Origin of the sequence: Bradyrhizobium sp. CB82 (assembly GCF_029714405.1) — a bacterium.
In the GTDB taxonomy this organism is placed as follows: Bacteria; Pseudomonadota; Alphaproteobacteria; order Rhizobiales; family Xanthobacteraceae; genus Bradyrhizobium.
The window spans coordinates 2,476,360-2,499,998 of record NZ_CP121650.1 but is presented as its reverse complement, the minus strand read 5'-3'; the positions used below and the strand labels follow the sequence as shown (position 1 = coordinate 2,499,998).

The 23,639-nt window shown below is 65.2% G+C and carries 17 protein-coding genes and 2 pseudogenes; 7 read left to right on the top strand and 12 right to left on the bottom strand.

Annotation, left to right across the window (positions count from 1 at the left end; genetic code table 11):
- Positions 1 to 54 precede the first annotated feature (54 nt).
- Entirely contained in the window at positions 55 to 990 is a 936-nt protein-coding gene (locus tag QA640_RS12105; protein ID WP_283040847.1) for a glycerophosphodiester phosphodiesterase, read from the top strand.
- Between the two features lie 131 nt (positions 991 to 1,121).
- Here the strand turns inward: QA640_RS12105 and QA640_RS12100 are convergent, their stop codons facing one another.
- Positions 1,122 to 3,401: a fused MFS/spermidine synthase gene (locus QA640_RS12100; RefSeq protein WP_283040846.1), complete on the bottom strand. Its 2,280-nt coding sequence runs from the start codon at positions 3,399 to 3,401 to the stop codon at positions 1,122 to 1,124.
- A 164-nt stretch (positions 3,402 to 3,565) separates the two neighbouring features.
- On the opposite strand from QA640_RS12100, the gene QA640_RS12095 reads away from it, so the two are divergent.
- Positions 3,566 to 5,173 carry an NAD(P)/FAD-dependent oxidoreductase gene (locus QA640_RS12095; RefSeq protein WP_283040845.1) on the top strand — a complete coding sequence of 536 codons (1,608 nt, stop codon included), beginning with the start codon at positions 3,566 to 3,568 and terminating at the stop codon, positions 5,171 to 5,173.
- A gap of 202 nt (positions 5,174 to 5,375) precedes the next feature.
- Positions 5,376 to 5,936 carry a sugar O-acetyltransferase gene (locus QA640_RS12090; RefSeq protein ID WP_283040844.1) on the top strand — a complete coding sequence of 187 codons (561 nt, stop codon included), beginning with the start codon at positions 5,376 to 5,378 and terminating at the stop codon, positions 5,934 to 5,936.
- A 147-nt stretch (positions 5,937 to 6,083) separates the two neighbouring features.
- On the opposite strand, the gene QA640_RS12085 is transcribed toward QA640_RS12090, so the two are convergent.
- Complete coding sequence (locus QA640_RS12085; RefSeq protein WP_283040843.1) at positions 6,084 to 6,248, bottom strand: Flp family type IVb pilin; 165 nt, start codon at positions 6,246 to 6,248, stop codon at positions 6,084 to 6,086.
- A gap of 160 nt (positions 6,249 to 6,408) precedes the next feature.
- On the opposite strand from QA640_RS12085, the gene QA640_RS12080 reads away from it, so the two are divergent.
- Positions 6,409 to 7,305: a 50S ribosomal protein L11 methyltransferase gene (locus tag QA640_RS12080; protein ID WP_283042775.1), complete on the top strand. Its 897-nt coding sequence runs from the start codon at positions 6,409 to 6,411 to the stop codon at positions 7,303 to 7,305.
- A 102-nt stretch (positions 7,306 to 7,407) separates the two neighbouring features.
- On the opposite strand, the gene QA640_RS12075 is transcribed toward QA640_RS12080, so the two are convergent.
- Complete coding sequence (locus QA640_RS12075; RefSeq protein WP_283040842.1) at positions 7,408 to 7,590, bottom strand: hypothetical protein; 183 nt, start codon at positions 7,588 to 7,590, stop codon at positions 7,408 to 7,410.
- 186 nt (positions 7,591 to 7,776) lie between these two features.
- Here QA640_RS12075 and QA640_RS12070 point away from each other — a divergent pair, with 186 nt between their 5' ends.
- Positions 7,777 to 9,603 carry an aminopeptidase P family protein gene (locus tag QA640_RS12070; RefSeq protein WP_283040841.1) on the top strand — a complete coding sequence of 609 codons (1,827 nt, stop codon included), beginning with the start codon at positions 7,777 to 7,779 and terminating at the stop codon, positions 9,601 to 9,603.
- A gap of 159 nt (positions 9,604 to 9,762) precedes the next feature.
- A pseudogene (locus QA640_RS12065) lies at positions 9,763 to 9,981 on the top strand (MFS transporter); the annotation flags it as partial.
- Between the two features lie 196 nt (positions 9,982 to 10,177).
- On the opposite strand, the gene ligA reads toward QA640_RS12065, so the two are convergent.
- Positions 10,178 to 12,331: an NAD-dependent DNA ligase LigA gene (ligA, locus tag QA640_RS12060; protein ID WP_283042774.1), complete on the bottom strand. Its 2,154-nt coding sequence runs from the start codon at positions 12,329 to 12,331 to the stop codon at positions 10,178 to 10,180.
- A 121-nt stretch (positions 12,332 to 12,452) separates the two neighbouring features.
- On the opposite strand from ligA, the pseudogene QA640_RS12055 reads away from it, so the two are divergent.
- Positions 12,453 to 12,695, top strand: a pseudogene (locus tag QA640_RS12055) (GIY-YIG nuclease family protein).
- Positions 12,696 to 12,845: 150 nt separating this feature from the next.
- On the opposite strand, the gene recN reads toward QA640_RS12055, so the two are convergent.
- The 8 genes from recN to murB all read right to left on the bottom strand — a co-directional run bounded on the left by recN (position 12,846) and on the right by murB (position 23,631).
- On the bottom strand, positions 12,846 to 14,534 hold the full coding sequence (recN, locus tag QA640_RS12050) for a DNA repair protein RecN (RefSeq protein WP_283040840.1): 1,689 nt from the start codon (positions 14,532 to 14,534) through the stop codon (positions 12,846 to 12,848).
- A 16-nt stretch (positions 14,535 to 14,550) separates the two neighbouring features.
- A complete protein-coding gene (locus tag QA640_RS12045; protein ID WP_283040839.1) occupies positions 14,551 to 15,450 on the bottom strand; it encodes an outer membrane protein assembly factor BamD in 900 nt (299 codons plus the stop codon).
- 243 nt (positions 15,451 to 15,693) lie between these two features.
- Positions 15,694 to 16,656 carry a UDP-3-O-acyl-N-acetylglucosamine deacetylase gene (gene lpxC, locus QA640_RS12040; RefSeq protein ID WP_283040838.1) on the bottom strand — a complete coding sequence of 321 codons (963 nt, stop codon included), beginning with the start codon at positions 16,654 to 16,656 and terminating at the stop codon, positions 15,694 to 15,696.
- A 360-nt stretch (positions 16,657 to 17,016) separates the two neighbouring features.
- Positions 17,017 to 18,804 (bottom strand): cell division protein FtsZ, encoded by a 1,788-nt coding sequence (ftsZ, locus tag QA640_RS12035; protein ID WP_283040837.1) that lies wholly within the window; start codon positions 18,802 to 18,804, stop codon positions 17,017 to 17,019.
- An 87-nt stretch (positions 18,805 to 18,891) separates the two neighbouring features.
- On the bottom strand, positions 18,892 to 20,211 hold the full coding sequence (gene ftsA, locus QA640_RS12030) for a cell division protein FtsA (protein WP_283040836.1): 1,320 nt from the start codon (positions 20,209 to 20,211) through the stop codon (positions 18,892 to 18,894).
- Positions 20,208 to 21,257 (bottom strand): FtsQ-type POTRA domain-containing protein, encoded by a 1,050-nt coding sequence (locus tag QA640_RS12025; RefSeq protein ID WP_283040835.1) that lies wholly within the window; start codon positions 21,255 to 21,257, stop codon positions 20,208 to 20,210. Before QA640_RS12025 ends, ftsA begins: the two co-directional genes overlap by 4 nt.
- A 346-nt stretch (positions 21,258 to 21,603) precedes the next feature.
- Positions 21,604 to 22,590 carry a D-alanine--D-alanine ligase gene (locus tag QA640_RS12020; RefSeq protein WP_283040834.1) on the bottom strand — a complete coding sequence of 329 codons (987 nt, stop codon included), beginning with the start codon at positions 22,588 to 22,590 and terminating at the stop codon, positions 21,604 to 21,606.
- 123 nt (positions 22,591 to 22,713) lie between these two features.
- Positions 22,714 to 23,631 carry a UDP-N-acetylmuramate dehydrogenase gene (murB, locus tag QA640_RS12015; protein ID WP_283040833.1) on the bottom strand — a complete coding sequence of 306 codons (918 nt, stop codon included), beginning with the start codon at positions 23,629 to 23,631 and terminating at the stop codon, positions 22,714 to 22,716.
- Positions 23,632 to 23,639: the final 8 nt, after the last annotated feature.

Genomic DNA, 23,639 nt, shown 5'->3' with positions numbered 1-23,639 from the left:
TCCCCTGCTCTGACGATCCTGACGGCTTTTTGTGCTCTCATCGCTGGACGGGCCATGGCACTCGATTCGACCTTCGATCTCGAAGCGCATCGCGGCGGGCGCGCGCTGCTGCCGGAAAACACCCTGCCCGCCTTCGCCAACGCGCTGTCGATGGGCGTCGACACGCTGGAGCTCGACGTCGGCATCACAGCGGACGGCGAGGTCGTCGTGTCGCATGAGCGCGGCCTCAATCCGGATCTCGCGCGCGACGCTCAAGGCGGCTACATCGCCGCGCCCGGCACGCCGTTCGTCAAGCTGCGGCTCGACGAGGTCAGGACGTATGACGTCGGCCAGATCCGCCCCGACAGCGCCTATGCCAAGCAGTTCCCCGAGCAGCGCGCGGTGCAGGGGACGCGGATTCCGATCCTGAAAGAGGTGTTCGCGCTTGTCGAAAAATCCGGCAACACGCGCGTGCGCTTCAACATCGAGACCAAGATCGATCCGAACCATCCGGACGAGTCGCCCGATCCACAGGCCTTTGTCACGCGGCTCCTCGGCGTTATCGACGCCGCGGGGTTTTCGGGCCGCGTCATGATCCAGTCCTTCGACTGGCGGACGCTGCTTCTGGTCCAAAAGCAGGCGCCGAAAATTCCGACGGTCTATCTGACGCTGCAGCGCGGCTCGGCGCCGACCCATGCGCTCGACAGGGCCACCGACTGGACGGCGGGCTTCAATCCGGCCGATCACGGCGGTTCGCTGCCGCGCACGATCAAGGCGGCCGGCGGCGCGGTCTGGTCACCCTATTTCGGCGACGTGAACGCGGGGCAAGTGGCAGAAGCTCACAAGCTCGGCTTGCGCGTCGTGGTCTGGACCGTCAACAAGGCGGACGACATGGCGCGGATGATCGAGATCGGCGTCGACGGCATCATCTCCGATCGCCCCGACCTGTTGCGGCGAGTCGCCGGCGAAAAAGGCATCGCGCTGCCCGCAGGGACGCCGGTTAGTCCGTAAGTTCGCATGAACTCGCGTCCCGGACGCGCCGCGTCATGAAATGACGCGACGCGGAGCCATAGTGCGTCGTAGCGCGCGTGAACGCGCTTATGGCGCTGCATTGCGTTCGGGGCACGAGTCTTGCGGCCGCGCTATTCTCCATCCCGCAGACGCCGATACAGCGCGCCGATGATGTTGGAGTAGTCATCGGTCCAGACCCGCACCTTCTCGTCGGCGTCGGTCTCCTCCCATTGTTTGGAGGAGGCCAGCTTGCCGACATCGGCCTCCTCGCGCGCGGAGATGACGACGTCGGTCGAGAAGATGTAATCGGCGTCGCGCCCGGAGTCCTCGTTGTAGACCCAGCTCTTGAGATCGTTGGCATCGGCAATGCCGACCACCACCGGCTCGAGATCGAGATGACGGTTGGAGATGTGCATCACGACCGCGCCGTGCGGGGCGAGCTTGTCCTTGTAGATCTTCATCGCTTCTTCGGTCGCAAGATGGATCGGGATCGCGTCCGAGGAGTAGGCGTCGACGATGATGAGGTCGTAGAGGCCGTCGGGCTCCCTGGCGAAGGTCAGCCGCGCATCGCCGATCACCGGCTTCAGGCCCGGCGCGCAGCTCGAGATGTAGCGAAAATATTTGGGATCGCTCGCGGTATCGACCATGGTCTGGTCGATCTCGAAGAACTTCCAGCTTTCGCCCGGCTCGGCGGCACAGGCGAGCGTGCCGGAGCCGACGCCGATCGCGGCGACCTTCAGCGGCGCGCCCTTGCGCTCGCGTAGAGCGGTGATGGCCTGACCGATGCCGCCGTCATTGTGGTAGTAGGTGATCGGCTCGGGCCGCCCCTCGACCGGCGTGCCGTCATTGTTGCGGAAGCGCTCGGCACCATGGATCGTGGTGCCATGCATCAGCACGTGGAAATAGCCGCCGGGCGTTACCACGATCTTGTGCACGCCGAAGAAGCTGCGCACGGTCTCGACGCGGCCTTCATCAGCGGGATAGACGCGGGTCAGCGCCAGCGCGAGCACGATCGTCGCAAAGATCTTCCAGCGGTTGGCATTGAGCGCGAGCGCCAGAAGCGCTGCGAGTAGGCCGACGCCGCCGGCGATCCAGACGCGGTGATCCTCGAACCAGGTCGTGACCTCGCCGGTTGAATAGGACGGCGCCACCAGCGCGAGCGCGGCCGCGGCGAGCACGAGCCAGTACCACTTCATGACCGGAGCAAGCCGCTCGCCAGCCGATGGCCGGCATAGAGCGGCGAGCGCGATCAGGATCGGATATTCGGCGACCCAGGAGAAGGTGAAGGGCGCAACGAGACCTGCGAACAGGCCGCCGATCATGCCGCCGAACGACAGCGCAACATAGAATCCGGTGAGATATTTTGCGGCAGGCCGGGTGCGCGCCAGCTCGCCATGACAGGCCATCGCGATGAGGAAGAAGCAGAGTTGGTGGCCGCCGAGCGTCAGCAACAGGTTCTGCTCGCCGCCGAAGGCCAGCAGCATCACGGCGCCGGCAATCGCCAGCGGCTGGAGCATCAACATCCATTTGTGCGGCAACAGCGGCCGCGACTGGAACACCAGCACCCAGGTCAAGAGGTAAAGCGATAGCGGCACCACCCAGAGAAGCGGTGCGGCGGCGACGTCGGTCGAGATATGCGCGGTCACCGCGATCAGCAGGCCGGAAGGCACCGCGGCAAGGAAGATCCAGCGCGCGCGAACGGACCAGCTTGGCGCCGGCGAACTTGTGTCCTCGGTTCGCGCATCGGCCGCGGCCAGCGCCGGCGAGCGCAACAGCAGCACGCCGCAGCCCGCGATCAGCAGGATCAAGAGACCATAGCCACCGGTCCAGAGCCAATTCTGGATGCGCAGCGTGAACATCGGCTCCAGCAGCACCGGATAGGACAACAGAGCCAGGAAGCTGCCGATGTTGGAGGCCGAATAGAGGAAATAGGGATCGGGGCCATCAGGGTGGCCGGTGCGGACGAACCAGGCCTGCAAGAGCGGATTGTTGGCTGCGAGCGCGAAGAACGGCAGCCCGATCGACACAGCGAACAAGCCGAGCAGCCAGAACGCATAGCCCGAGGTCGGCGGCTCGCCGAACGAATGCGCGATCCCGAGCGGCAGCGTCAGCAGCGCCACCGCCAGCAGCACGAGATGGATGGCGACCGGAATCGCGCGGTTCCTGATCTGCATCAGGAAATGCGCATAGGCGTAGCCCGCGAGCAGCAGCGACTGGAAGAACACCATCGCCACCGACCACACCGCAGGCGAGCCGCCGAGCCGCGGCAGCACCATTTTCGTGAACAGCGGCTGCACCGAGAACAGCAGCAGCGCGCTGACGAAGATCGCGGCGGTGTAGACCGTCAGCACCAGCCGGCTGCGCGAGGCGGACGGCTGCTCGGTGACGGCGGATGGCACGATCGAATCCATGAAAGCTCCGGCAAAGCTCCGGCGGGCGCCGGAGGCGCGCAATGGAGCACAAGGCGCATGAACGGGCAATAAATGCTGGGACTGTCGCGACAGGGAATGCCTGATATACAGGCGTCATTTCCTGGACCGCATCCGCGGCGACAGTGGACAATGTTGAAGCTTTCATGACCGAAACCGACGTCGTCATCATCGGCGCTGGCCATAACGGCCTCACCTGCGCGGCCTATCTCGCGATGGCGGGGCTACGGGTGGCAGTTGTCGAGCAGCGCAAGGTGGTGGGCGGTGCGGCGGTGACCGAGGAGTTCCACCCCGGTTTCAGGAATTCGGTTGCGGCCTATACGGTGAGCCTGCTCAATCCGCAGGTCATCAGCGATCTCAAGCTCGCCGAACAGGGCCTGCGCATCGTCGAACGGCGAGCGCAGAATTTTCTGCCCGCGGCCGATGGCAGCCATCTCCTCACCGGCGAGGGCCGAACGAAGGATTCCGTGGCGCGGCTCAGTGCGCATGATGCCGAGGCGCTTGACGGCTTTTCGCGCGAGCTCGAGACCATCGCCGACGTGCTGCGCCAGTTCGTGCTGCGCGCGCCGCCGAATCTGCTCGACGGCTTCGGTCCGGGCGCGATCCGCGAGAGCGTCAACGCGCTGCAAAGCGCCAACATCCTGCGCCGCTTGAGCCTGGAGCAGAGCCGCAGCCTGCTCGACCTGTTCACGCGGTCAGCCGGCGAGATGCTGGACGAGCGTTTCGAACACGATCTCGTCAAGGCGCTGTTCGGCTTCGACGCCATCGTCGGCAACTACGCAAGCCCTTATGCGGCCGGCTCGGCCTACGTGATGTTGCACCACGCCTTCGGCGAGGTGAACGGCAAGAAAGGCGTCTGGGGTCACGCCATCGGCGGCATGGGCGCGATCACGCAGGCCATGGCGCGCGCGGCACGCGACCGGGGCGTCGCGATCCAAACGGATGCCGGCGTGCGCGAGGTGATCGTCGAGCGCGACCGCGCCGCGGGCGTCGTGCTCGAGAACGGCGAGAGCATCCGCGCGAAGTACGTTGCGTCGAACGTCAATCCAAAGCTGCTCTACACGCGCCTTGTCGCGGCGGACGCCCTGCCTGCCGACTTCCTCGCCCGCATCCGGCACTGGAAGAACGGCTCCGGCACCTTCCGCATGAACGTGGCGCTCGACCGCCTGCCGTCGTTCACGGCACTCCCCGGCGAGGGCGATCATCTGACCTCCGGCATCATCATCGCGCCGAGTCTCGCCTATATGGATCGCGCTTATCTGGATGCGCGTGCGCAGGGCTGGAGCAGCTCGCCCATCGTGGAGATGCTGATCCCCTCGACGCTCGACGACACGCTCGCGCCTGAGGGAAAACACGTCGCCAGCCTGTTCTGCCAGCACGTCGCACCGGAACTCCCCAACGGCAGGTCCTGGGACGACCACCGCGAGGAGGTCGCCGACCTCATGATCGCGACGGTCGACAAATACGCGCCGGGCTTTGCGGCGAGCGTCCTCGGCCGCCAGATCCTCTCCCCGCTCGACCTCGAGCGGCAATTCGGCCTGCTCGGCGGCGACATCTTCCACGGCGCGCTGACGCTGAACCAGTTGTTCTCGGCCCGCCCGATGCTGGGACATGCCGACTACCGCGGGCCGCTGAAGGGCCTTTATCACTGCGGCTCCGGCGCCCATCCCGGCGGCGGCGTGACCGGCGCCCCCGGCCACAATGCTGCGCGGGTGATCCTGAGAGATCACCGCTCGCTGTTCCCAAGCCGTTGATAGGCGTGTGGATAGCCTGTGCACAGGCCTGTCCGGCATGCGGGGAAAAGTAGCGCGAGGGTCGCAAAAGCCCTGAGGACCAAGCCGGGGATAATCTGAGGGCAAATTCGGGATATCCCTGTGGACCAATCGGTGGACAAACCGTGGATCGAGACAGGGAATCCTATGGGCATGCTCGACTGTAGACCGGGGGAAACAACGCATGGCGCATGACGACGGCACCAGGATCGTTTATCGGCGGACGCCGGAATCAGCGGCCATGTCGGCAAACATCAAACGCGCGATGGCGATCACCGCCAGGCTCAACCGTTTGACGTTCAACGACGCAGACGAAGTCCGGGCCCTGTTCAGTGAACTCACCGGCAGGAAGGTGGACGACGGCTTCTTGTTGATCCCACCATTCTATACCGCCGGCGGGGACGAAATCCGCGTCGGGCGAAATGTCTTCGTCAATCAGAACTGCACGTTCTACGACCTTGGCGGCCTCGACATCGCGGACGATGTGATGATCGGGCCGAACGTGAGCATCATCACGACGGGCCATCCCCTCGATCCTACGCAGCGCCGCGCCGCTACGATCGGAAAGCCCATCGTGATCGAGAGAAACGTCTGGATCGCGGCAGGAGCAACTGTCATCGGCGGGGTGACAGTCGGCGAAAACTCGGTTGTGGCCGCGGGGGCGGTCGTCACCAGGGACATTCCTCCGAATACCCTTGTCGCCGGAAATCCGGCCCGGGTCATTCGTTCGATCGGCCATGACTGAAGGAACTCCGCCAGCGGCCGTGAGCGAAGCGTCGGACCGAGACACTGCCGCCGCCAAAAACGACTTCGCCCGCAAGGGGCATTCCCCGCGGGCGTCGGCCGCTGTCTTGAATGAAAAAAGCCCCCGCTCGGAAAACGGAGGCGGAAATTACTTCAAGGAGCTGCTTACTGAACCGAACTTGTCATTGATGCTGGTGCCCAGGCCGTTGACCACGGTAATGATCGCCAGGGCAATGCCGGCTGCGATCAGACCGTATTCGATCGCGGTGGCGCCGGACTCATCGGACCAGAACTTTTGAACCATGCGCTTCAAGATTTGCCTCCAATTTCCAATTGCGTTGGCTGCACCCAACATCCGGCAATCTACGGAGCAGAACCTAAAGTTGAATAAACGCAGCCATCACAAGTTTTGAGATGAAGCGCGACGAAAACGTGTCAAATTGGACCGAATTAAGCGAGTAGATCTGAAGCCAATGTCCCCCACCCCCACCCCAACTCACCGGGCGAGCCTTGCGATCGGCGACGAGGCTGCCGCCAAGCGCGTCGTCGACGTCCTGACCGAGATCTTTTTCGATGGCGACGCGGCGGTCGCGGCATTCGAGCAGCCGGACGGGCGCTGGGACGTCACGCTGCACTTCGCGGATGCGCCGGATCAGGAGTTCCTTAAGGGGATCATCACTGAAACGGCCGGCCCCGGGATTGCGGACACGCTGGTGTTCGACAGCGTCGAGGCCAAGGATTGGGTCAAAGCAAGCCTTTCGGATCTGGTGCCCGTTCCGGCCGGACGCTTCGTCGTCCATGGCGGCCACGACCGCGACCGCGTGCCGCCGAACAAGCTTGCCATCGAGATTGAGGCGGCCCTGGCCTTCGGCACCGGCCATCACGGCACGACGCGCGGCTGTTTACTGTTGCTTGACCACGTTTTGAAAGGTTCCCGGCCGAAGCGCATGCTCGACCTCGGCACAGGGACCGGCGTGCTGGCGATCGCGGCGGCCAAGGCGCTGCATCGCGCGGTGCTGGCGAGCGACATCGACCCGCCCTCGGTGCGCGTGGCTCGCGAGAACGCAGGTCTGAACGAGGCCGGTCACCACGTGCATGCGATTCGTGCTACCGGCTTTGCCGCGCCCGATTTTGCCAAGTGGGCCCCGTTCGACCTGGTGCTGGCCAACATCCTCGCCAATCCCCTGCGGCAATTGGCGGGCCCGATGGCGCGGCACCTTGCACCTCGCGCACACGTCATCCTGTCCGGGCTCCTGACGCCCCAGGCCCCCGCCGTCATCGCCGCCTACCGCGCGCGCGGCCTCGTGCCGGTGCGGCACTTGCGGATCGAGGGCTGGAGCAGCCTGCTGCTGCGGAAGTGTAGCTTGTAGGGCGGGCAAAGCGAAGCGTGCCCCCCAATTCTGCCGAGGTCGGGGAAAAATGGTGGGCACGGCGCTTCGCGCCTTTGCCCACGTACGTCGATGCGTCGCTCGCTATTCCGCCGGCTTGTCGTCGCGGCGGATGGGCGCGCGCTCCTCGCGCAAGATCCGCTTGGCGCGGCGCTCGGCGAAGCGATCGATCAGCTGGTAGAGGACGCCGCGCGGCTTCTCTGGCTCAGAGGATGACGGTCCGCGGCGGACCGGAGGTGAGATCTTTTCAAACGAAAACGCAGGCATCGTGTGTCCCCTCGCCGTTGAGATGAACCACTTGCTCATTTTGCCCTGTCAACCGGACGAAGCGCGGAAGCCGCATCCTTTACTCCACTCGACGCGAATGGAACTTCGCAAGCACAGCCTATGCCAATGCACGGCGATTGCGTCCACATTGCGGAGCAATCCCCGTCACCCTAAGATAGTCACAGCATGTTCGAAGCTCACTTCCAGACATTCGAGGAGCCGGAGGCCGGCGTCGCATTGAGCGCGCGGCTTGCGGCATTTCGCGAAGAACTCGCCCGCCGCAAGCTCACCGGCTTCGTCGTTCCGCGCGCCGACCAGCAGCAGAATGAATATGTGGCACCGTCGGAGGAGCGGCTGGCCTGGCTCACCGGCTTCACCGGCTCGGCGGGACTGGCGGTCGTGCTGCCGCAAGAGGCGGCGGTGTTCGTCGACGGCCGCTATACGCTGCAAGCGGCCAAGCAGGTCGATGCAAAGGCCTGGGCGGTCGAGTCGCTGATCGAACCGCCGCCGGAAAGCTGGCTGTCCGCACATCTGAAGTCCGGCGACCGCCTAGGATTTGACCCGTGGCTGCACACTTTTGCGGCAGCCGAGCGCCTGTCCGCCGCCTGCGCCAAGGCCGGCGCCGAGCTGGTGGCGGTCGACTCGAATCCGGTTGACGCCGTCTGGCAGGACCGGCCGCCCGCGCCGATCGCGCCGGTCGTGGTTCACGCCCTGCAACATGCAGGGGTCGCGGAGGCGGAGAAACTCTCCCAGATCCGCGGCGAGATCGGCAAGCTCGGCGCCGATGCGCTGGTGCTGTCCGACAGCCATGCGGTGGCGTGGAGCTTCAACATCCGCGGCGGTGACGTCGCGCACACACCCTTGCCGCTGTCCTACGCCTTGGTGCCGAAGGACGGCCGGCCGACCGTGTTCATCGACCACCGCAAACTCTCCAACCTGACACGCGACCATCTCGAACAGTCCGCCGACGTGCGCGAGCCGGATGCACTGACGCCGACACTGATGGCGCTCGCCACGAGCGGCGCGGCGATCGCGCTGGACAATGCAACAGCCGCCGACGCGCTCAGCCGGCTGATCGCGAGCAGCGGCGGCAAGCCGTTGCGCGGCGCCGATCCGGTGACGCTGCTGAAGGCGGTCAAGAACAGCACTGAGATCGCAGGCACGAAGACCGCGCACCGGCGCGACGCGGTGGCGCTGGCGCGTTTCCTCGCCTTCATCGATCGCGAGGCGCCCTCGGGCAAGCTCACCGAGATCGACGCCGTGGAGGTGCTGGAAACCTTCCGGCGCGACACCGGCGCCTTGAGGGATGTGTCGTTCCCGACCATTTCCGGAACGGGCCCGAACGGCGCCATCGTACATTACCGCGTCACCCGCAAGAGCAACCGCCGGATCGCACGCGGCGATCTTCTCCTGATCGATTCCGGCGCGCAGTATGAAGACGGCACCACCGACGTCACGCGCACCATGGCCGTCGGCGAGCCGACCGCGGAGATGCGCGACCGCTTTACCCGCGTGCTGCGTGGCCATATCGCGATCGCGCGCGCGGTGTTTCCTGACGGCACCACCGGCGCGCAGCTCGATACGCTGGCCCGGCAATATCTCTGGGCCGCCGGTGTCGATTTCGAGCATGGCACCGGCCACGGCGTCGGTAGCTATCTCTCCGTGCATGAGGGGCCTGCCCGCATTTCGAAACTCGGCACCACGCCGCTCAAGCGCGGCATGATCCTTTCCAACGAGCCCGGCTACTACAAGACCGACGGCTTCGGCATCCGGATCGAGAATCTCGAGCTGGTGGTTGCCACCGACATCGCCGGCGCCGAGAAGCCGATGAACGCCTTCGAGACGCTGACGCTGGCGCCGATCGACCGCCGGCTGATTGAGGTAGCGATGCTGAGCCGGGACGAGCGCGACTGGCTGAACGCCTACCACGCCCGCGTCAGGGCGGAAGTGCGGCCCGCGCTCGATGAGGCGACCAAGGTGTGGCTCGATGAGGCGACGACGGAGCTGAAATAGCGCTGCATAGCTCTGTCGCGTTCGGCGCAATTCTCGTCCCAACCTCCGCTGTCATTCCCCGCGAAAGCGGGGAATCCAGTATTCCAGAGACAGCAGTCGCATACGGAGACGCCGCGGCGTACTGGATCGCCCGGTCAAGCCGGGCGATGACACCTCCCATTGGGCGGGGCCACCGGCATGGTGAGCCGCGCCATCATCCGCGATCTCTACGATCGCGAACGCGTCGGCGCGATGATCAGCCTCGTCATTGCCGTCATGATGATCGCGCAGATGCTCTCGCCCCTGACCGGCGGCCTGATCGAGACCGCCTTCGGCTGGCGCGCGATCTTCTACGCCGTAACAGGAGGCGCGCTCGCAATCGCCGTCGGCGTCGCGCTGACGCTGAAGAGAGCGGGATGATGTGACGCTGTCGCCCTGGCCGACAGTCACTGCAACGATCTCGATGTCATCCCCCGTGCAGGCGGGTGATCCAGTACGCCGCGACTTCTCCGTATCCAACTACTGCTTCTGGAATACCGGATTCCCCGCCTTCGCGGGGAATGACAGCGGAATGAGAGGCGCGAGCGCCAGAACCTCACTCGCCGATCAGTTTCAACCACTCGTCTTCAGTCAGCACCTTGACGCCGTGTTTGTTGGCGTCCGCGAGCTTCGAGCCCGCACCGGGGCCGGCGACGACGAGGTCAGTTTTCTTCGACACCGATCCCGACACTTTCGCGCCCAGCCGTTCCGCCGTCGCCTTGGCCTCATCCCGCGTCATGCGCTCCAACGAGCCCGTGAACACCACGGTCTTGCCGGCGACGGGCGAATTGCTCTTCGGCTTGGCGGCGTCGACGATGTCGACTTCGCCGGTCAGCCGCTCGACGATGCCGCGATTGTGGCTCTCGCCGAAATAGTCGGCGATGCTCTTGATCACGGTGTCGCCGATCTGGTCGAGCGCATCCATATCGGCAATTGCCTCCTCGTCGCCGTTGGCGACCTTGAGGCAGGCGTCGTGGAAGGCGTCCCAGGAGCCATAGCCGCGCGCCAGCGCCAAGGCCGTGGTCTCGCCGACATGGCGCATGCCGAGCGCATAGATGAAACGCTCCAGCGCGATGTTGCGCCGGCTCTCGATGGCGCCGAAGAGGTTGCGCACCGAGGTCTCGCCATAACCCTCGATCTCCTCCAGCTTCAGCTTCGCGTTGCGCTTCTGGAGCGTGAAGATGTCGGCGGGCTCCTTCACAAAACCTTCGTCGAAGAAGTACTGAAGCTGCTTTTCGCCGAGACCGTCGATGTCGAACGCCCGCCGCGACACGAACAGCTTCAAGTGCTCGATCTTCTGATAGGGACAGGCGAACTCGCCGGTGCACCGGGCGCGCGCGCCCTCCTCGCCCGTCGCCGTCTCCTCGCGCACCACATCGGTGTGCAGCGGGCACGGGCACTTCTTCGGGAAGTGGAATTCCTTCGCATTCTTCGGCCGCTTGTCGATGACGACATCCACGACTTGCGGGATGACGTCGCCGGCGCGCTGGATCACGACGGTGTCGCCGATCCGGATGTCCCGGCCCTCGCGCAAGGTCTCGCCCTTGTTGCCGATGCCCTTGATGTAATCCTCATTGTGCAGCGTCACGTTCTGCACGATCACGCCGCCGACGCCGACCGGCTCAAGCTTGCCGACCGGGGTGAACGAGCCGGTGCGGCCGACCTGGATCTCGATGTCGCGCAGCACCGTCATGGCGCGCTCGGCCGGAAACTTGTGCGCAATGCCCCAGCGCGGCGTGCGCGACACGAAGCCGAGCCGTTCCTGCCAGTCGATGCGGTCGACCTTGTAGACGACGCCGTCGATGTCGTAGTCGAGCTCGGCGCGCTGCTCCTCGATTGAATGATGAAATGCGAGCAACTCCTCGACGGAGTGACAGAGTTTGGTCAGCGGATTTGTCTTGAAGCCGCAGCGCTCGAACCAGTGAATCATGCCGCTCTGCGTGCCCTCAGGCATCGCGCTCATCTGCCCCCACGCATAGGCAAAGAAGCCGAGCGGGCGCGAGGCGGTAATGCCGGGGTCCTTCTGCCGCAGCGAACCCGCGGCCGAGTTGCGCGGATTGGCGAAGATGGTGTCGCCGGCAGCCTTTTGCCGTTCATTGAGCGCGAGGAATGCGTTCTTGGTCATGTAGACCTCGCCGCGCACCTCGCAGATGTCGGGGACGTTGCGGCCTTTGAGCTTCTTCGGCACGTCCTCGAGCGTTCGGATGTTGGCGGTGACGTCCTCTCCTTCTGCGCCGTCGCCGCGCGTCGCCGCAGTGACGAGCTCGCCGCCCTCATAGCGCAGCGACATCGAGAGCCCGTCGATCTTGGGCTCGGCAGAGAAATCGACCCGATCATCGGCAAGCTTCAGGAAGCGCGCGATGCGGCCGACGAAATCGCGCACGTCTTCTTCCGCAAATGCGTTGTCGAGTGACAGCATCGGCACCGAGTGCCGCACCTTCTTGAAGCGTCCGGACGGCGCCGCGCCGATCTTCTGCGACGGCGACTCCGCGCTGACGAATTCAGGGAAGCGCTTCTCGATCGCGTTGAAGCGCTGGCGCAGCGCGTCGTATTCGGCGTCGGTGATCGTCGGCGCGTCGTCCTGATAGTAGCGCTTGTCGTGCCCCTCGAGTTCAAGGGCAAGCCGCATATGCTCGACCTTGGCCTGCGCCTTGGTGAGATCGGCGACGTCAGGAAGCGTCTTCGCTTTGGATTTTGCTGTTCTTGCCATCATACTGAAGGTTCTTGCTCGTCGTTCCGCGATCGTCCGAAGGACCAGACCCGGAACCTCGAGGTTCCGGGTTCGCACTTCATGCGCCCGGGAATGACGATCGTAGAGGGGCGGGGGGCTCATGGCGTACTACGTCTATATTCTAGCAAGCCGTCGAGATGGGGCAATCTACGGCGGCATAACCAATGATCTCGTACGCCGGATCAACGAGCATCGAATCAAGGCCGTTCCGGGCTTTACGGCCAAATACAACATCACGCAGCTGGTTGGTTTGAGACCTATGACGATCCGGTCACGGCGATAACGCCGCGAGAAAGAGCTCAAGAATTGGAAGAGGGCCTGGAAGGTTAAATTGATCGAATAGGACAATCCCAACTGGAGTGATCTTTACGATTCGATCTCCGCCTAGAGCCGTCATTCCGTGACGGTCCGCGGGGCGGAGCCCGGAATCTCGTGCCACAACATCTGGATTCCGGGTTCGCGCTTCCGCGCGCCCCGGAATGACGGCGCAAGACTAAGCCGTTGCGGCCCTGAGCAGGCGTTCCGCAGCCGCCCTCGCCTCCGCCGTGATCTCCGCTCCCGCCAGCATCCGCGCGATCTCCTCGCGGCGGTGGTCGGCGGCCAGCGCGTTGACGCGGGTGGCGACGCGCTTGCCCTTGTCGAGGGCATCCTTGGAAATCAGCAGATGCAGGTCGGCGCGGGCGGCGACCTGCGGGGCGTGGGTCACGGCCATCACCTGCACCTGGCCGGCAAGCCGCGCGAGCCGCGCGCCGATGGCATCGGCCACCGCGCCGCCGACACCGGTGTCGATTTCGTCGAACACCAGGGTCGGCGCCGAGCCGCGGTCGGACAGCACGACCTTCAGCGCCAGCAAGAAGCGCGACAACTCGCCGCCGGAGGCGACCTTCATCATCGGCCCCGGCTTGGTGCCCGGATTGGTCTGCACCCAGAACTCGACGCGGTCGAATCCCTGCGGTCCCGGCGCACGCTCATCCGTCTCGACCTGGGTCATGAATTTCGCGCGTTCGAGCTTGAGCGGGGCGAGTTCGGCGTTGACGGCCTTGTTGAGCTTGTCTGCCGATTTCTGGCGTGCAGCCGAGAGCTTCTTGGCAGCAGCAGCATAGCGCGCATCGGCCTCGATCGCGGCCTGCTCGAGCTTCTTCAACTGTTCGGCGCCGGCGTCGATCAGCCTGACATCGGCCGCGTATTTCGCGGCAAGCGCTGCCAGGCCATCGACCGGCGTCGAGTATTTGCGCGAGGCGGCGCGCAGCGCGAACAGCCGCTCCTCGATGCGCTCGAGCTCCAAGGGGTCGAAATCGGTTGCGGCGAGCGCCGCGGAAAGATGCTGGTCGGCCTCCTCCAACGAATTGATCGCGGCGTCGATCGCCTTCACCGCGGGCTCGACCAGCGCCGGCGAATTGACGCCACGGCGCTCCAGCCTTCGCACCGCCGCCGAAAGAGCCGCGACCGGCGAATTGTGACCGCCGACGATTTCCTGCGCCTCTCGCAGGTCGGAGGCGATCTTCTCGCCCTGCATCATGGTGGTACGGCGGGAGGCGAGCGAAGTCTCCTCCCCGTCCTTGGGCGCAAGCTGCTTCAGTTCGTCCGAGGCATGGCGCAGATAATCTGCCTCGCGCGCCGCGCGCTCCATGCCGGCGCGATGCTCCTCGAGCGCGGTGTTGGCGGTGCGGCGCGCATCCCACAGCGCTTCGACGGCGGTGACGTCGTTCTCGAGGCCGGCGAAGGCATCGAGCAGGCGGCGATGGGTGGAGGCATCGACCAGCGCGCGCTCGTCATGCTGGCCATGGATCTCGACCAGCGCAGCGCCGACCGCCTTGAGCGTCTGCACGCTGATCGACTGGTCGTTGATGAAGGCACGGGTGCGGCCGTCGGCGAACTGCACGCGACGCAGGATCATCTCGCAGGAATCTGCAAAACTGGCGTCCTCGAGCCCGTTCTCGGCGAGAATCTTGGTCGCGGGATGGGCCGTCGGCACGTCGAACACGGCCGTGACCTGCCCCTGCTCCGCGCCGTGGCGCACGAGGCCGGCATCGCCGCGGCCGCCGAGCGCCAGCGCAAAGGCATCGAGCAGGATGGATTTTCCCGCGCCGGTCTCGCCGGTCAAAACCGCAAGGCCGGTCGCGAATTCGATATCGAGCCGTTCGATCAGGACGATGTCACGGATCGACAGACGCGCCAGCATGGAACCCCAAAATTTCCTAGCCGCCGAGGCCCATCTTCTTGAAGGTCCGGCTGATCCAGGACCCCTGATTCTCGCTCGGCTCGAGACCGCCGGATTTTACAAGATTATAGGCGTCCTTGTACCAGCGGCTGTCAGGAAAATTGTGCCCGAGCACGGCAGCCGCGGTCTGCGCCTCGCCGACGATGCCGATCGCCATATAGGCCTCGGTCAGGCGGTAGAGCGCCTCCTCGACATGGCGCGTGGTCTGGTACTGTGTGACCACCGTTTTGTAGCGGTTGATCGCGGCCGTGAAGTCGCGCTTCTGCGCGTAATAGCGGCCGATGGACATCTCCTTGCCGGCGAGCTGGTCGCGCGCGCCCTCGATCTTGGCCTTGGCGCTGGTCGCATATTCGGAGTTCGGATATTTGCGCACCACCTCTTCGAGCGAGGCGATCGCCTTCTCGGTGCGGGTCTGGTCGCGGCTGATGTCGGGAATCTGGTCGTAATGGGAGGCCGCGATCAGATATTGCGCGTAGGCCGCGTCCGGGCTGCCGGGATGCAGGGTGACGTAACGGCTTGCAGAGCCGATGCAGCCGTCGTAGTCGCCGGCCTGGTAGGACGCGTAGGCCGACATCAGAAGCGACTTCCGGGCGAGGTCCGAATAGGGGTGCTGCCGGTCGACCTCCTCGAACTTCTTGTTCGCCGCCTTGATGTCTTTTTTCTCGTTCATGAGGTACAGGCCCTCATTGTAGAGCTTGTCGGCCGGCTCCTCGACGAAGGTGTCGTCCTTGGCGGTGAACTTGTCCCACAGCTCGCCCGTGCCGCAGCCTCCGAGCGGCAGCGCGAGCGCGAGAAACGCGGCGGCCTGCAGCAACCGTCGCGCCGAGGGCGCGAGCGAAGCCGTGAGTGATTCGCGCGTCATACGCTGTGCTGACATGAATTTAAGACCTGACGCCCTGTGATGCGCTGCCCGCCACGCCATGACCCTGCCATGGCCGCGAAACCTGCCGTACAAGCTTCGGCGCCCTGCCATGCGACCCAAGCCGATATAACCCAAAACGATCGTTAACGTCCCGGATAGGCAGGCATTTCGCCCGGATTAAGGCGACGTGCACTGAAGCTAGTCGATCATGGTTACCAGGAAATGCTCGGCCGGGCCAAAGCGGCCGGAAGCGGCCCTTCAGGACACGTCCGGCCCGTAGGCGGCGGCAATCCGGCCACCCACGATACCGCTGCCGACCTCGACCACGGGACGCGTGGTGCGGCGAGCCGCCTCACCTTCGACCACCCGCCAGGCGGTCCGATCGGCGAGGAGCGCAGTCAGGACGGCATGGTTGAGCTTGTGGCCGCCGCGGACCGAGCGATAGGCGCCGAGCAGCGGCAGGCCGGCCAGCGCCAGGTCCCCCACCACGTCCAGAACCTTATGGCGCACGCATTCGTCGGCGTAGCGCAGGCCTTCAGAATTCAGCAGCCGCTCCTCGTCGAACACGACCGTGTTCTCGAACGAGGCGCCGCGCGCGAAGCCCGCGCTCCAGAGACGCGCCTGATCGCACATCAGACCGAAGGTGCGGGCCCGCGCGATCTCGCGACGGAACCGCTCCGGGCTGAGCTCGAACGTATAGGCCTGCCGGCCGATCACGGGATTGGCGAAATTGATCTCGACCTCGGCGCGGAAGCCGCCCGCGTAAGGCCGCAGCTCGCCAAAGGAATCGCCGATGGCAACCGAGACCGGCTTCAAAATCTGGATGAACCGGCGCTGCGCCGGCTGGCTGACGATACCGGCCTGGTCGATCGCCGCGACGAACGCCGCCGCGCTGCCGTCCATGATCGGAACTTCCGGACCGTCGATCTCGATAGTGGCGTTGTCCACACCCATGCCACGCAGTGCAGCAAGCACGTGCTCGGCCGTCGACACCAATGCGCCGTCGCGATCGCCAAGAACGGTCGCGAAATCGGTTGCGATGACCTGCTCGGCGGTAGCCTGCACTTCGCGGTCGCAGCCTTCGAGGCCGGTGCGGACAAAAGCCAAGCCTGCGTCGACAGGTGCAGGCCCCAAGGTCAGCGTGACAGGAAGACCGGAATGTACGCCTACGCCAACCACGGTGGCCTGCGCGCGGAGCGTTGTTTGCCGGCTAAATCTCATCGGGAACTGCCCACCCTACGACCCACTGCGACTTATACTCGACCGAACTGGCCGTCCGAGGCACCAGCTCGAATCTCCGTATCCCCAAGTCACGCGCAAACCATAGTCACTGCCCCAAACAAACCAACTCACGCTTTTTTACCGATTGTTACCCCAACTCTGCCGCATTCAGGCGTGGCGTGAACCAATTTGCGCCACGTTTGGAGCCGGTTTCGGCAACTTTATCCGACCACGGAATACATAATTAATCATTTAAAAACAGTCAGTTATTCCCGCAACCGGGGATTCTGCGCACCAAAACCAAAGGTCCCGGCGAACATTTCGCCGGGACCTTTTTCCTCGCCTCGATTGTAACAATCCTCAGGTTGCCTGCCGGCGCAGGAAGGCCGGAATATCAAGATGGTCGTCTCCCTGTGGCGCCGGTGCAACAGGTGCCGGGCGGCCATGGACGTCCAAACCTTGCGGCGCGGGCCGACGAGCATACTCCGATACCGGCTCGCTGGCCGCGATCTGCTGAGCCACGCTGCGCTGCGGCTTGCGGTCGGGCAGTGGCGGCATCGTGGGACCCGCGGTGCGGGCAGTGACCGGCGGCTCGCTCTCCTCGTCGCGACGGCCGAGGCCAACATTGGCAAGGCGCTGCAACAGCGACAGGCGGGTCTTCTGGGTCGGCTCGTCCTCGGTCTCGCGGCCCTGGCGAATCTCGGCCTGGGCCGGCATCGGCAGGTCCTCGAGGCGCGGCATCCGCGGCGCCCGCAGCGGCGGACGCTCAGCCTGCGGCGGGATGAAGGTCTCGGGCGTCATCGGCTCGTGCATCGCGACGGGTGCGGCTTCCGGCTCGGGGAACAGCGATGGCTTCTGCGCGATCGGGCGCACGGTGACATCGCCATAGGTCTGGGGCGCCGGGGCATGGGGCACTTCGGGCGCCACCGCGGCAGCAATCGCAGCCAGCGCGGCGCGCTCGACATTGGGACGCGGCGCCATGGGGGCGGCAGCGACCGGCGCGGCCGCGGCCGGCGGGACCTGCGCTTCCAGCTTCTGGGCGCGCTCGGCGAGCCGCTGATTGTCCGCGCGCAGCCGCGCGGTGAGATCGGCGAGCCGGGTTTCGGCCGCGGCAGCCGGAGCCTGCGGGGCGGCAACGGTGACGGCCGGTGCGCTCGAGGCCTGGCTGTTGCGGGCGATCGCCGCCTGCTCGATGCCGGTGGCGACGACGGAGACGCGGATCAGGCCGTCGAGGGCTTCGTCGAAGGTGGCGCCGACGATGATGTTGGCGTCCTGGTCGACCTCCTCGCGGATGCGGGTCGCAGCTTCGTCGACCTCGAACAGGGTGAGGTCCTTGCCGCCGGTGATCGAGATCAGGAGGCCCTTGGCACCCTTCATCGAGCTGTCGTCGATCAGCGGATTGGCGATCGCCGCTTCCGCCGCAGTCAGCGCGCGCTTGTCGCCGGAGGCTTCGCCCGTGCCCATCATCGCCTTGCCCATCTCACGCATCACGGCGCGGACGTCGGCGAAGTCGAGGTTGATCAGGCCTTCCTTCACCATCAGGTCGGTGATGCAGGCAACGCCCGAATAGAGCACCTGGTCGGCCATCGCGAAGGCGTCGGCGAAGGTGGTCTTCTCGTTGGCGACCCGGAACAGGTTCTGGTTCGGGATGATCAGGAGAGTATCGACGACCTTGTGCAGCTCGTTGATGCCCGCTTCCGCCGTGCGCATGCGGCGGCCGCCTTCGAAGTGGAAAGGTTTGGTCACCACGCCGACGGTGAGGATGCCCATGTCGCGCGCGGTCTTGGCGATCACCGGAGCGGCTCCCGTGCCGGTGCCGCCGCCCATGCCGGCGGTGACGAACACCATGTTGGCGCCCGAGAGATGGTCGCGAAGCTCATCGATCACCTCTTCCGCGGCCGCCGCACCGACGTTCGGCTGCGAGCCGGCGCCGAGGCCCTGCGTGACCTGCGTGCCCATCTGCACGATGCGCTGCGCCTTCGACATCGTCAGCGCCTGCGCGTCGGTGTTGGCGACCACGAAGTCGACGCCCTGAAGGCCCGCCGTGATCATGTTGTTGACGGCGTTGCCGCCGGCGCCGCCGACGCCGAACACGGTGATCCGCGGCTTCAATTCGTGAATATCAGGAACGTTGATACTGATGGTCATGGTTGCCTCTCGATCACGCGCGCGTGGGTTCGCCCCGGCCGGCGGCCGCGGGAGTTGGTGAAAATCCGGGAACGTGGAAACGAGTCATCAGAAGCCCTCGCGAAGCCATCGTCCGACCTTTCCGAAATAGCCGCCGGTCCCTGTCTTGATCTGCCGCGTATGCCGCGGTTCGACATGTTCAAGATGAACATATTGCGGGTAGACCAGGAGCCCGGCGGGCACCGCGAAGGCGGCGTTCTTCGCCTCATTGGGCAGCCGGCCGAAGCCGAGCGGTCGGCCGATCCGCACGGGACGGCCGAGAATTTGCGTGCCGAGTTCGACGAGCCCGGTGAGCTGCGAGGCGCCGCCGCTGAGAACGATGCGGCCATTCGGCTCGGCCGCGAAGGGCGATTCCTTCAGCTTGTCGCGAACCATCTCGAAGATTTCTTCGGCCCGGTGCTTGACGATGTTGGCAATGGTGGCGCGGGAGACGATCTGCGGCAGATCCTGCTCGTCGCCGGCGGTCGGCACCGACATCAGCTCGCGCGAGTCCGATCCGCCGGTGATGACCGTGCCGTAGAGCGTCTTGATCCGTTCGGCATCGGCGATGGTCGCCGACAGTCCGCGCGCCAGGTCCATCGTGATATGATGGCCGCCGACCGCAAAGCCGGCCGCATGCACGAAGCGGCCGCCGGAATAGACGGCGATGGTCGTGGTGCCCGCGCCCATCTCGACGACGGCGGCGCCAAGATCGGCCTCGTCGTCGGTCAGCACGGAGAGGCCGGCAACATAGGGGCTCGCCGCCATGGCTTCGACGTTGATGTGGCAGCGTTCCACTGCAAGCATCAGGTTGCGAGCCACGGCGGCGTCGCAGGTCACGACGTTCATGTCGACGCCGAATTGGCGCGCGACCATGCCGCGGGCATCGCGGATGCCCTTGACGCCGTCGAGCGTGTAGCCGACGGGGAGCGCATGCAACACAGTGCGGCCCTCGCCGGTGGCATGGCGCATGCCGGTGGAGGTGACGCGACTGACGTCGGCCGGCGTGACCGCGCCGCCGCGGATGTCGGCGGCGGCCTCGACCATGTGCCCGGCGAGCCGGCCGCCGGAGACCGACAGCAGCACGGATTCGACTCGCACCTTGGCCATCTTCTCCGCAAGCCCCACGGCCTGACGCACCGCCTGCTCGCATTCGCCGAGATCGATCACCGAACCTGCCTTCATGCCGCGCGCCTGGATCTGGCTGTAGCCGGTCAATTCCACCGCATGGGTGCGGCCGCGCAGGGCCTCGCTCGGCGCGGACGGCTTCAGCCGCGCGATCATGCAGGCGATCTTGCTGGTGCCGATGTCGAGACAGGCGACGAGCCCGGCGCGCTTGTGCGGCATCGGGCGGGTCTTCGGCGTCTGGGTGCGATCGAGACCGGTCATGCGGAGTCACCGGCCTTCTTCTTGGATTTCTTGTCCTTGAACAGCTCTTCGCGCGCCTTCGCGGCGTCGTCGGAGAGCTGCACCACGAGACGATCGGGCAGACGCATGTCGACGGCGACGATGTCCTTGGAGAACAGCTTCTCCTCCTTGTCGAGCTTGGACAGGGCGGCAAGCGCGTTGCCGACGTCCTGCTCTGGAAGCCGCACATCGAGGCCGTCCTTCAACCGCAGATTCCAGCGGCGCTCGCCGATGAAGATCGCCGCCTTGGTCACCGACTGCACCTGCGGATAGCGCGCGAGCAGCGCGAGGAAATCGCGCGCCTGGGTGGCGGCGCCCTTGCCGACCACGAGCGGCAGCGTCAGGAAACCGCGCGAAACGTAAGGCTCGAGTACGGCGCCGTCGTCGGCAATCACGGAGAGCCGGCCCGCTTCCTGCCAAAGCGCAAACGCCTTGCGCTCGGTGATGTCGATCTGGAGCTGGCCCGGGTAGAGCTTCAGCACGGTCGCGTCCGCGATCCACGGATTGGCCTTGAGCTTGTCGCGCAGGCCGTCGGCATCGAGGAACAGCAGCGAGGAGCGGCCGCTGACGCCGCCGACGGCGAGGATCTCGTCCTGGCTGAGCTGCTTGCGGCCGTTGATGACGACGGACGTGATGCGGAAGCCGGCAGAATTGGCCAGCGCATTGCGGACATCGCTGACCGCGGTGATGAAATCCTGGAGATGGCCGCCCTTGACGATGCCGAGGCCGGTAGCGCCGGCAAGCAGGATGACGGTCAGGCAGATGCCCACCCGGCGCGGCAGGAAGCGTTCGACCAGTGCGACGATGCGCGGTGTCGGCTCGCGGTCGGGAACGGCCTTGAAATTGGCCTTGGCGCGGGCGCGCTTGTCCAGGAGCTTTTCTTCCCGTTTTGCCTGAAGCCTGTCGTGGCGCCTCTGTTCGATCCACTCGCGCAGAAGCACGACCGCTCCGATAGCGGCCGCCTTCAGGTCAGCTTGGGGCCTCAGCGATCGCCGTACCGACCGAGTGAGGCTGCCTGCACCATCCATTGCACGAGCTCGTCAACAGTTAGCCCGCGGAAATTTCGCGGGGTCTGGCGCCCATGACGTCTCGGACCTGCCGGCCGGGTGGTCTTCAGCAGAAGAAGCCTCTCCCCTTCAAAGCGTTGGCTTGCTACGGGAACACCCGCGACAGCCCACGCGCCGGCAGCGAAAACGCCATATGCGCCGCCAGCGTTAACCTTCGGACTTCCTGGTAAACAAAAGGTAAAATTCGTTAACGGCCGGAGCTTTTTGCCGCGTTTTGTGAGGTATTTATGCCGCAATGTCCGGCATTTTACCGATTTTGGGTTCCAAAACGGGCCGTTTCGCCCGGCCTGCCGTTAACCAAACCTAATTATTTCCGCACGCGCCGCTCGGCGAGTTCGATCAGATCACGCAGGAAGTCGACGAACTCGATTCCTTGCGCCTTCAGCGCCTTGGGATAGAGCGAGGATTTGGTGAGGCCCGGCAGCGTGTTGGTCTCGAGATAGACCAGGCCCTTGTCCGACACGATGAAGTCCGAACGGGAATAGCCGGTGCAGGACATCGCCCGATGCGCCCGCATCGCCTGGTCCTTCAGCGCCGCGGTAACCTCGGGCGAAAAGCGGCCGGGGCAGATCTCCTGGGTCGACGAGAGCAGGTACTTTGCCGCATAGTCGAAATTGCCCTCGCCCGGGATGATCTCGATCGGCGGCAGCGACATCATCGAGCCGTCCGGCCGCTCCAGCACGCCGCAGGTCGCCTCGATCCCGGCGATGTAGGGCTCGATCACGTACTCTTCATGCTTCGCAGCGTTGCGGACAGCGACGAGATCCTGCTTGGCGTTGACGAAGATCAGGCCGTAGCTCGAACCATCGCGCGCCGGCTTTGCGATCAGCCTGCCGTATTCGGCAAAAGCCTCGTCTATGTCTTCCAGCGCGATGCCGCTCGGCGGCGTCACGCCGCCGAGCGCGGCAAATTGCTTGGCGGCGATCTTGTCGAAGGCGAGATGCGAGGATGCCGAGCCCGATCCGGTGAAGGGCACGGCGCGCGTTTCGCACATCACCTGCAATTCGCCGTTCTCGGCGCGGCCGCCATGTAGCGCGAGCACCAGCACGCGATCCTCGGCCTTGGCCCGGTCGAGCGCCTGCTCGAGCGGAACGCCGCGCGTGCCCGGATTGAATTCGTCCTCGAAGGGACGGGCGTGTTCGGCGAGCTGCTTCGACTGGACGACATGCACCTTGTCCTGGACATCCCAGAACCAGAGATCGGCTTCGGGCAATGCCTGATGCAGGGCCTGCGCACTTGCGACCGAGACCAGACGCTCCCTGTTGGAGCCGCCGAAGAGAATGGTGATGCGCATGTGTTCAGTCACCTTGCTTCTGTCATTCCGGGGCGATGCGTAGCATCGAACCCGGAATCGCGAGATTCTCAGGTGCGCAACTGCGCACCATAGTTGCGCTTCGCGCCGCCGGAATGACGGCGATCAGGGAACCCCGATCCTTTTGATTTCCCAGTGTAGCTCGATTCCCGAGTTTGCCTTCACGCGTTCGCGCACGGTCTCGCCCAGCGTCTCGATGTCGTGGCCGGTCGCATCGCCCGTGTTGATCAGGAAATTGCAGTGCATCTCCGACACCTGCGCGCCGCCGACGCGCAGGCCGCGGCAGCCGGCGGCGTCGATCAGCTTCCAGGCGGAGTGGCCGGGCGGATTCTTGAAGGTCGAGCCGCCGGTTTTTTCGCGGATCGGCTGCGCGGTCTCGCGATGGTTTTGCACCTCCGCCATGCGGGCGCGAATCGCCTCCACGTCCTTGATGACGCCGCGAAAGCGCGCGGAAGTGAAGATGATCGAGGGATCAACGCCGCTGCTGCGATAGACGAACTTCATGTCGGCATTGGAGAAGATGTGCTTCTTCCCGTCGCGACCGACGCCGGTCGCCTCGATCAACACGTCCTTGGTCTCGCCGCCATTGGCGCCTGCATTCATGCGCAGCGCGCCGCCGATCGTGCCGGGAATGCCGAAGAGAAATTCGAGCCCGCCGACACAGGCGCTCGCCGCCACTTCCGCAACGCGCTTGTCGAGCGCGGCAGCCCCCGCGGTGACGATGTCGTCGCTCGCGCTCGCATCGCCAAAGGCGCGCGGCGCAAGACGGATCACGACGCCGGACATGCCGCCATCGCGCACGATGAGATTTGAGCCGACGCCGACGACGTAGACCGGAATGTCTGTTGAAACACGCGCGAGGAAATAAGCGAGATCGTCCTCATCGGCCGGCGTGAACAACACCTGCGCCGGACCGCCGACGCGAAACCAGGTGAGCTCGGCCAGCGACTGGTTCGCCAGCAGCCGCCCTCGCAGGTCAGGCATCGCGGCTTTGAGTTCGGGCGTGATGTCGGGGAAGCTCATGCGATTGC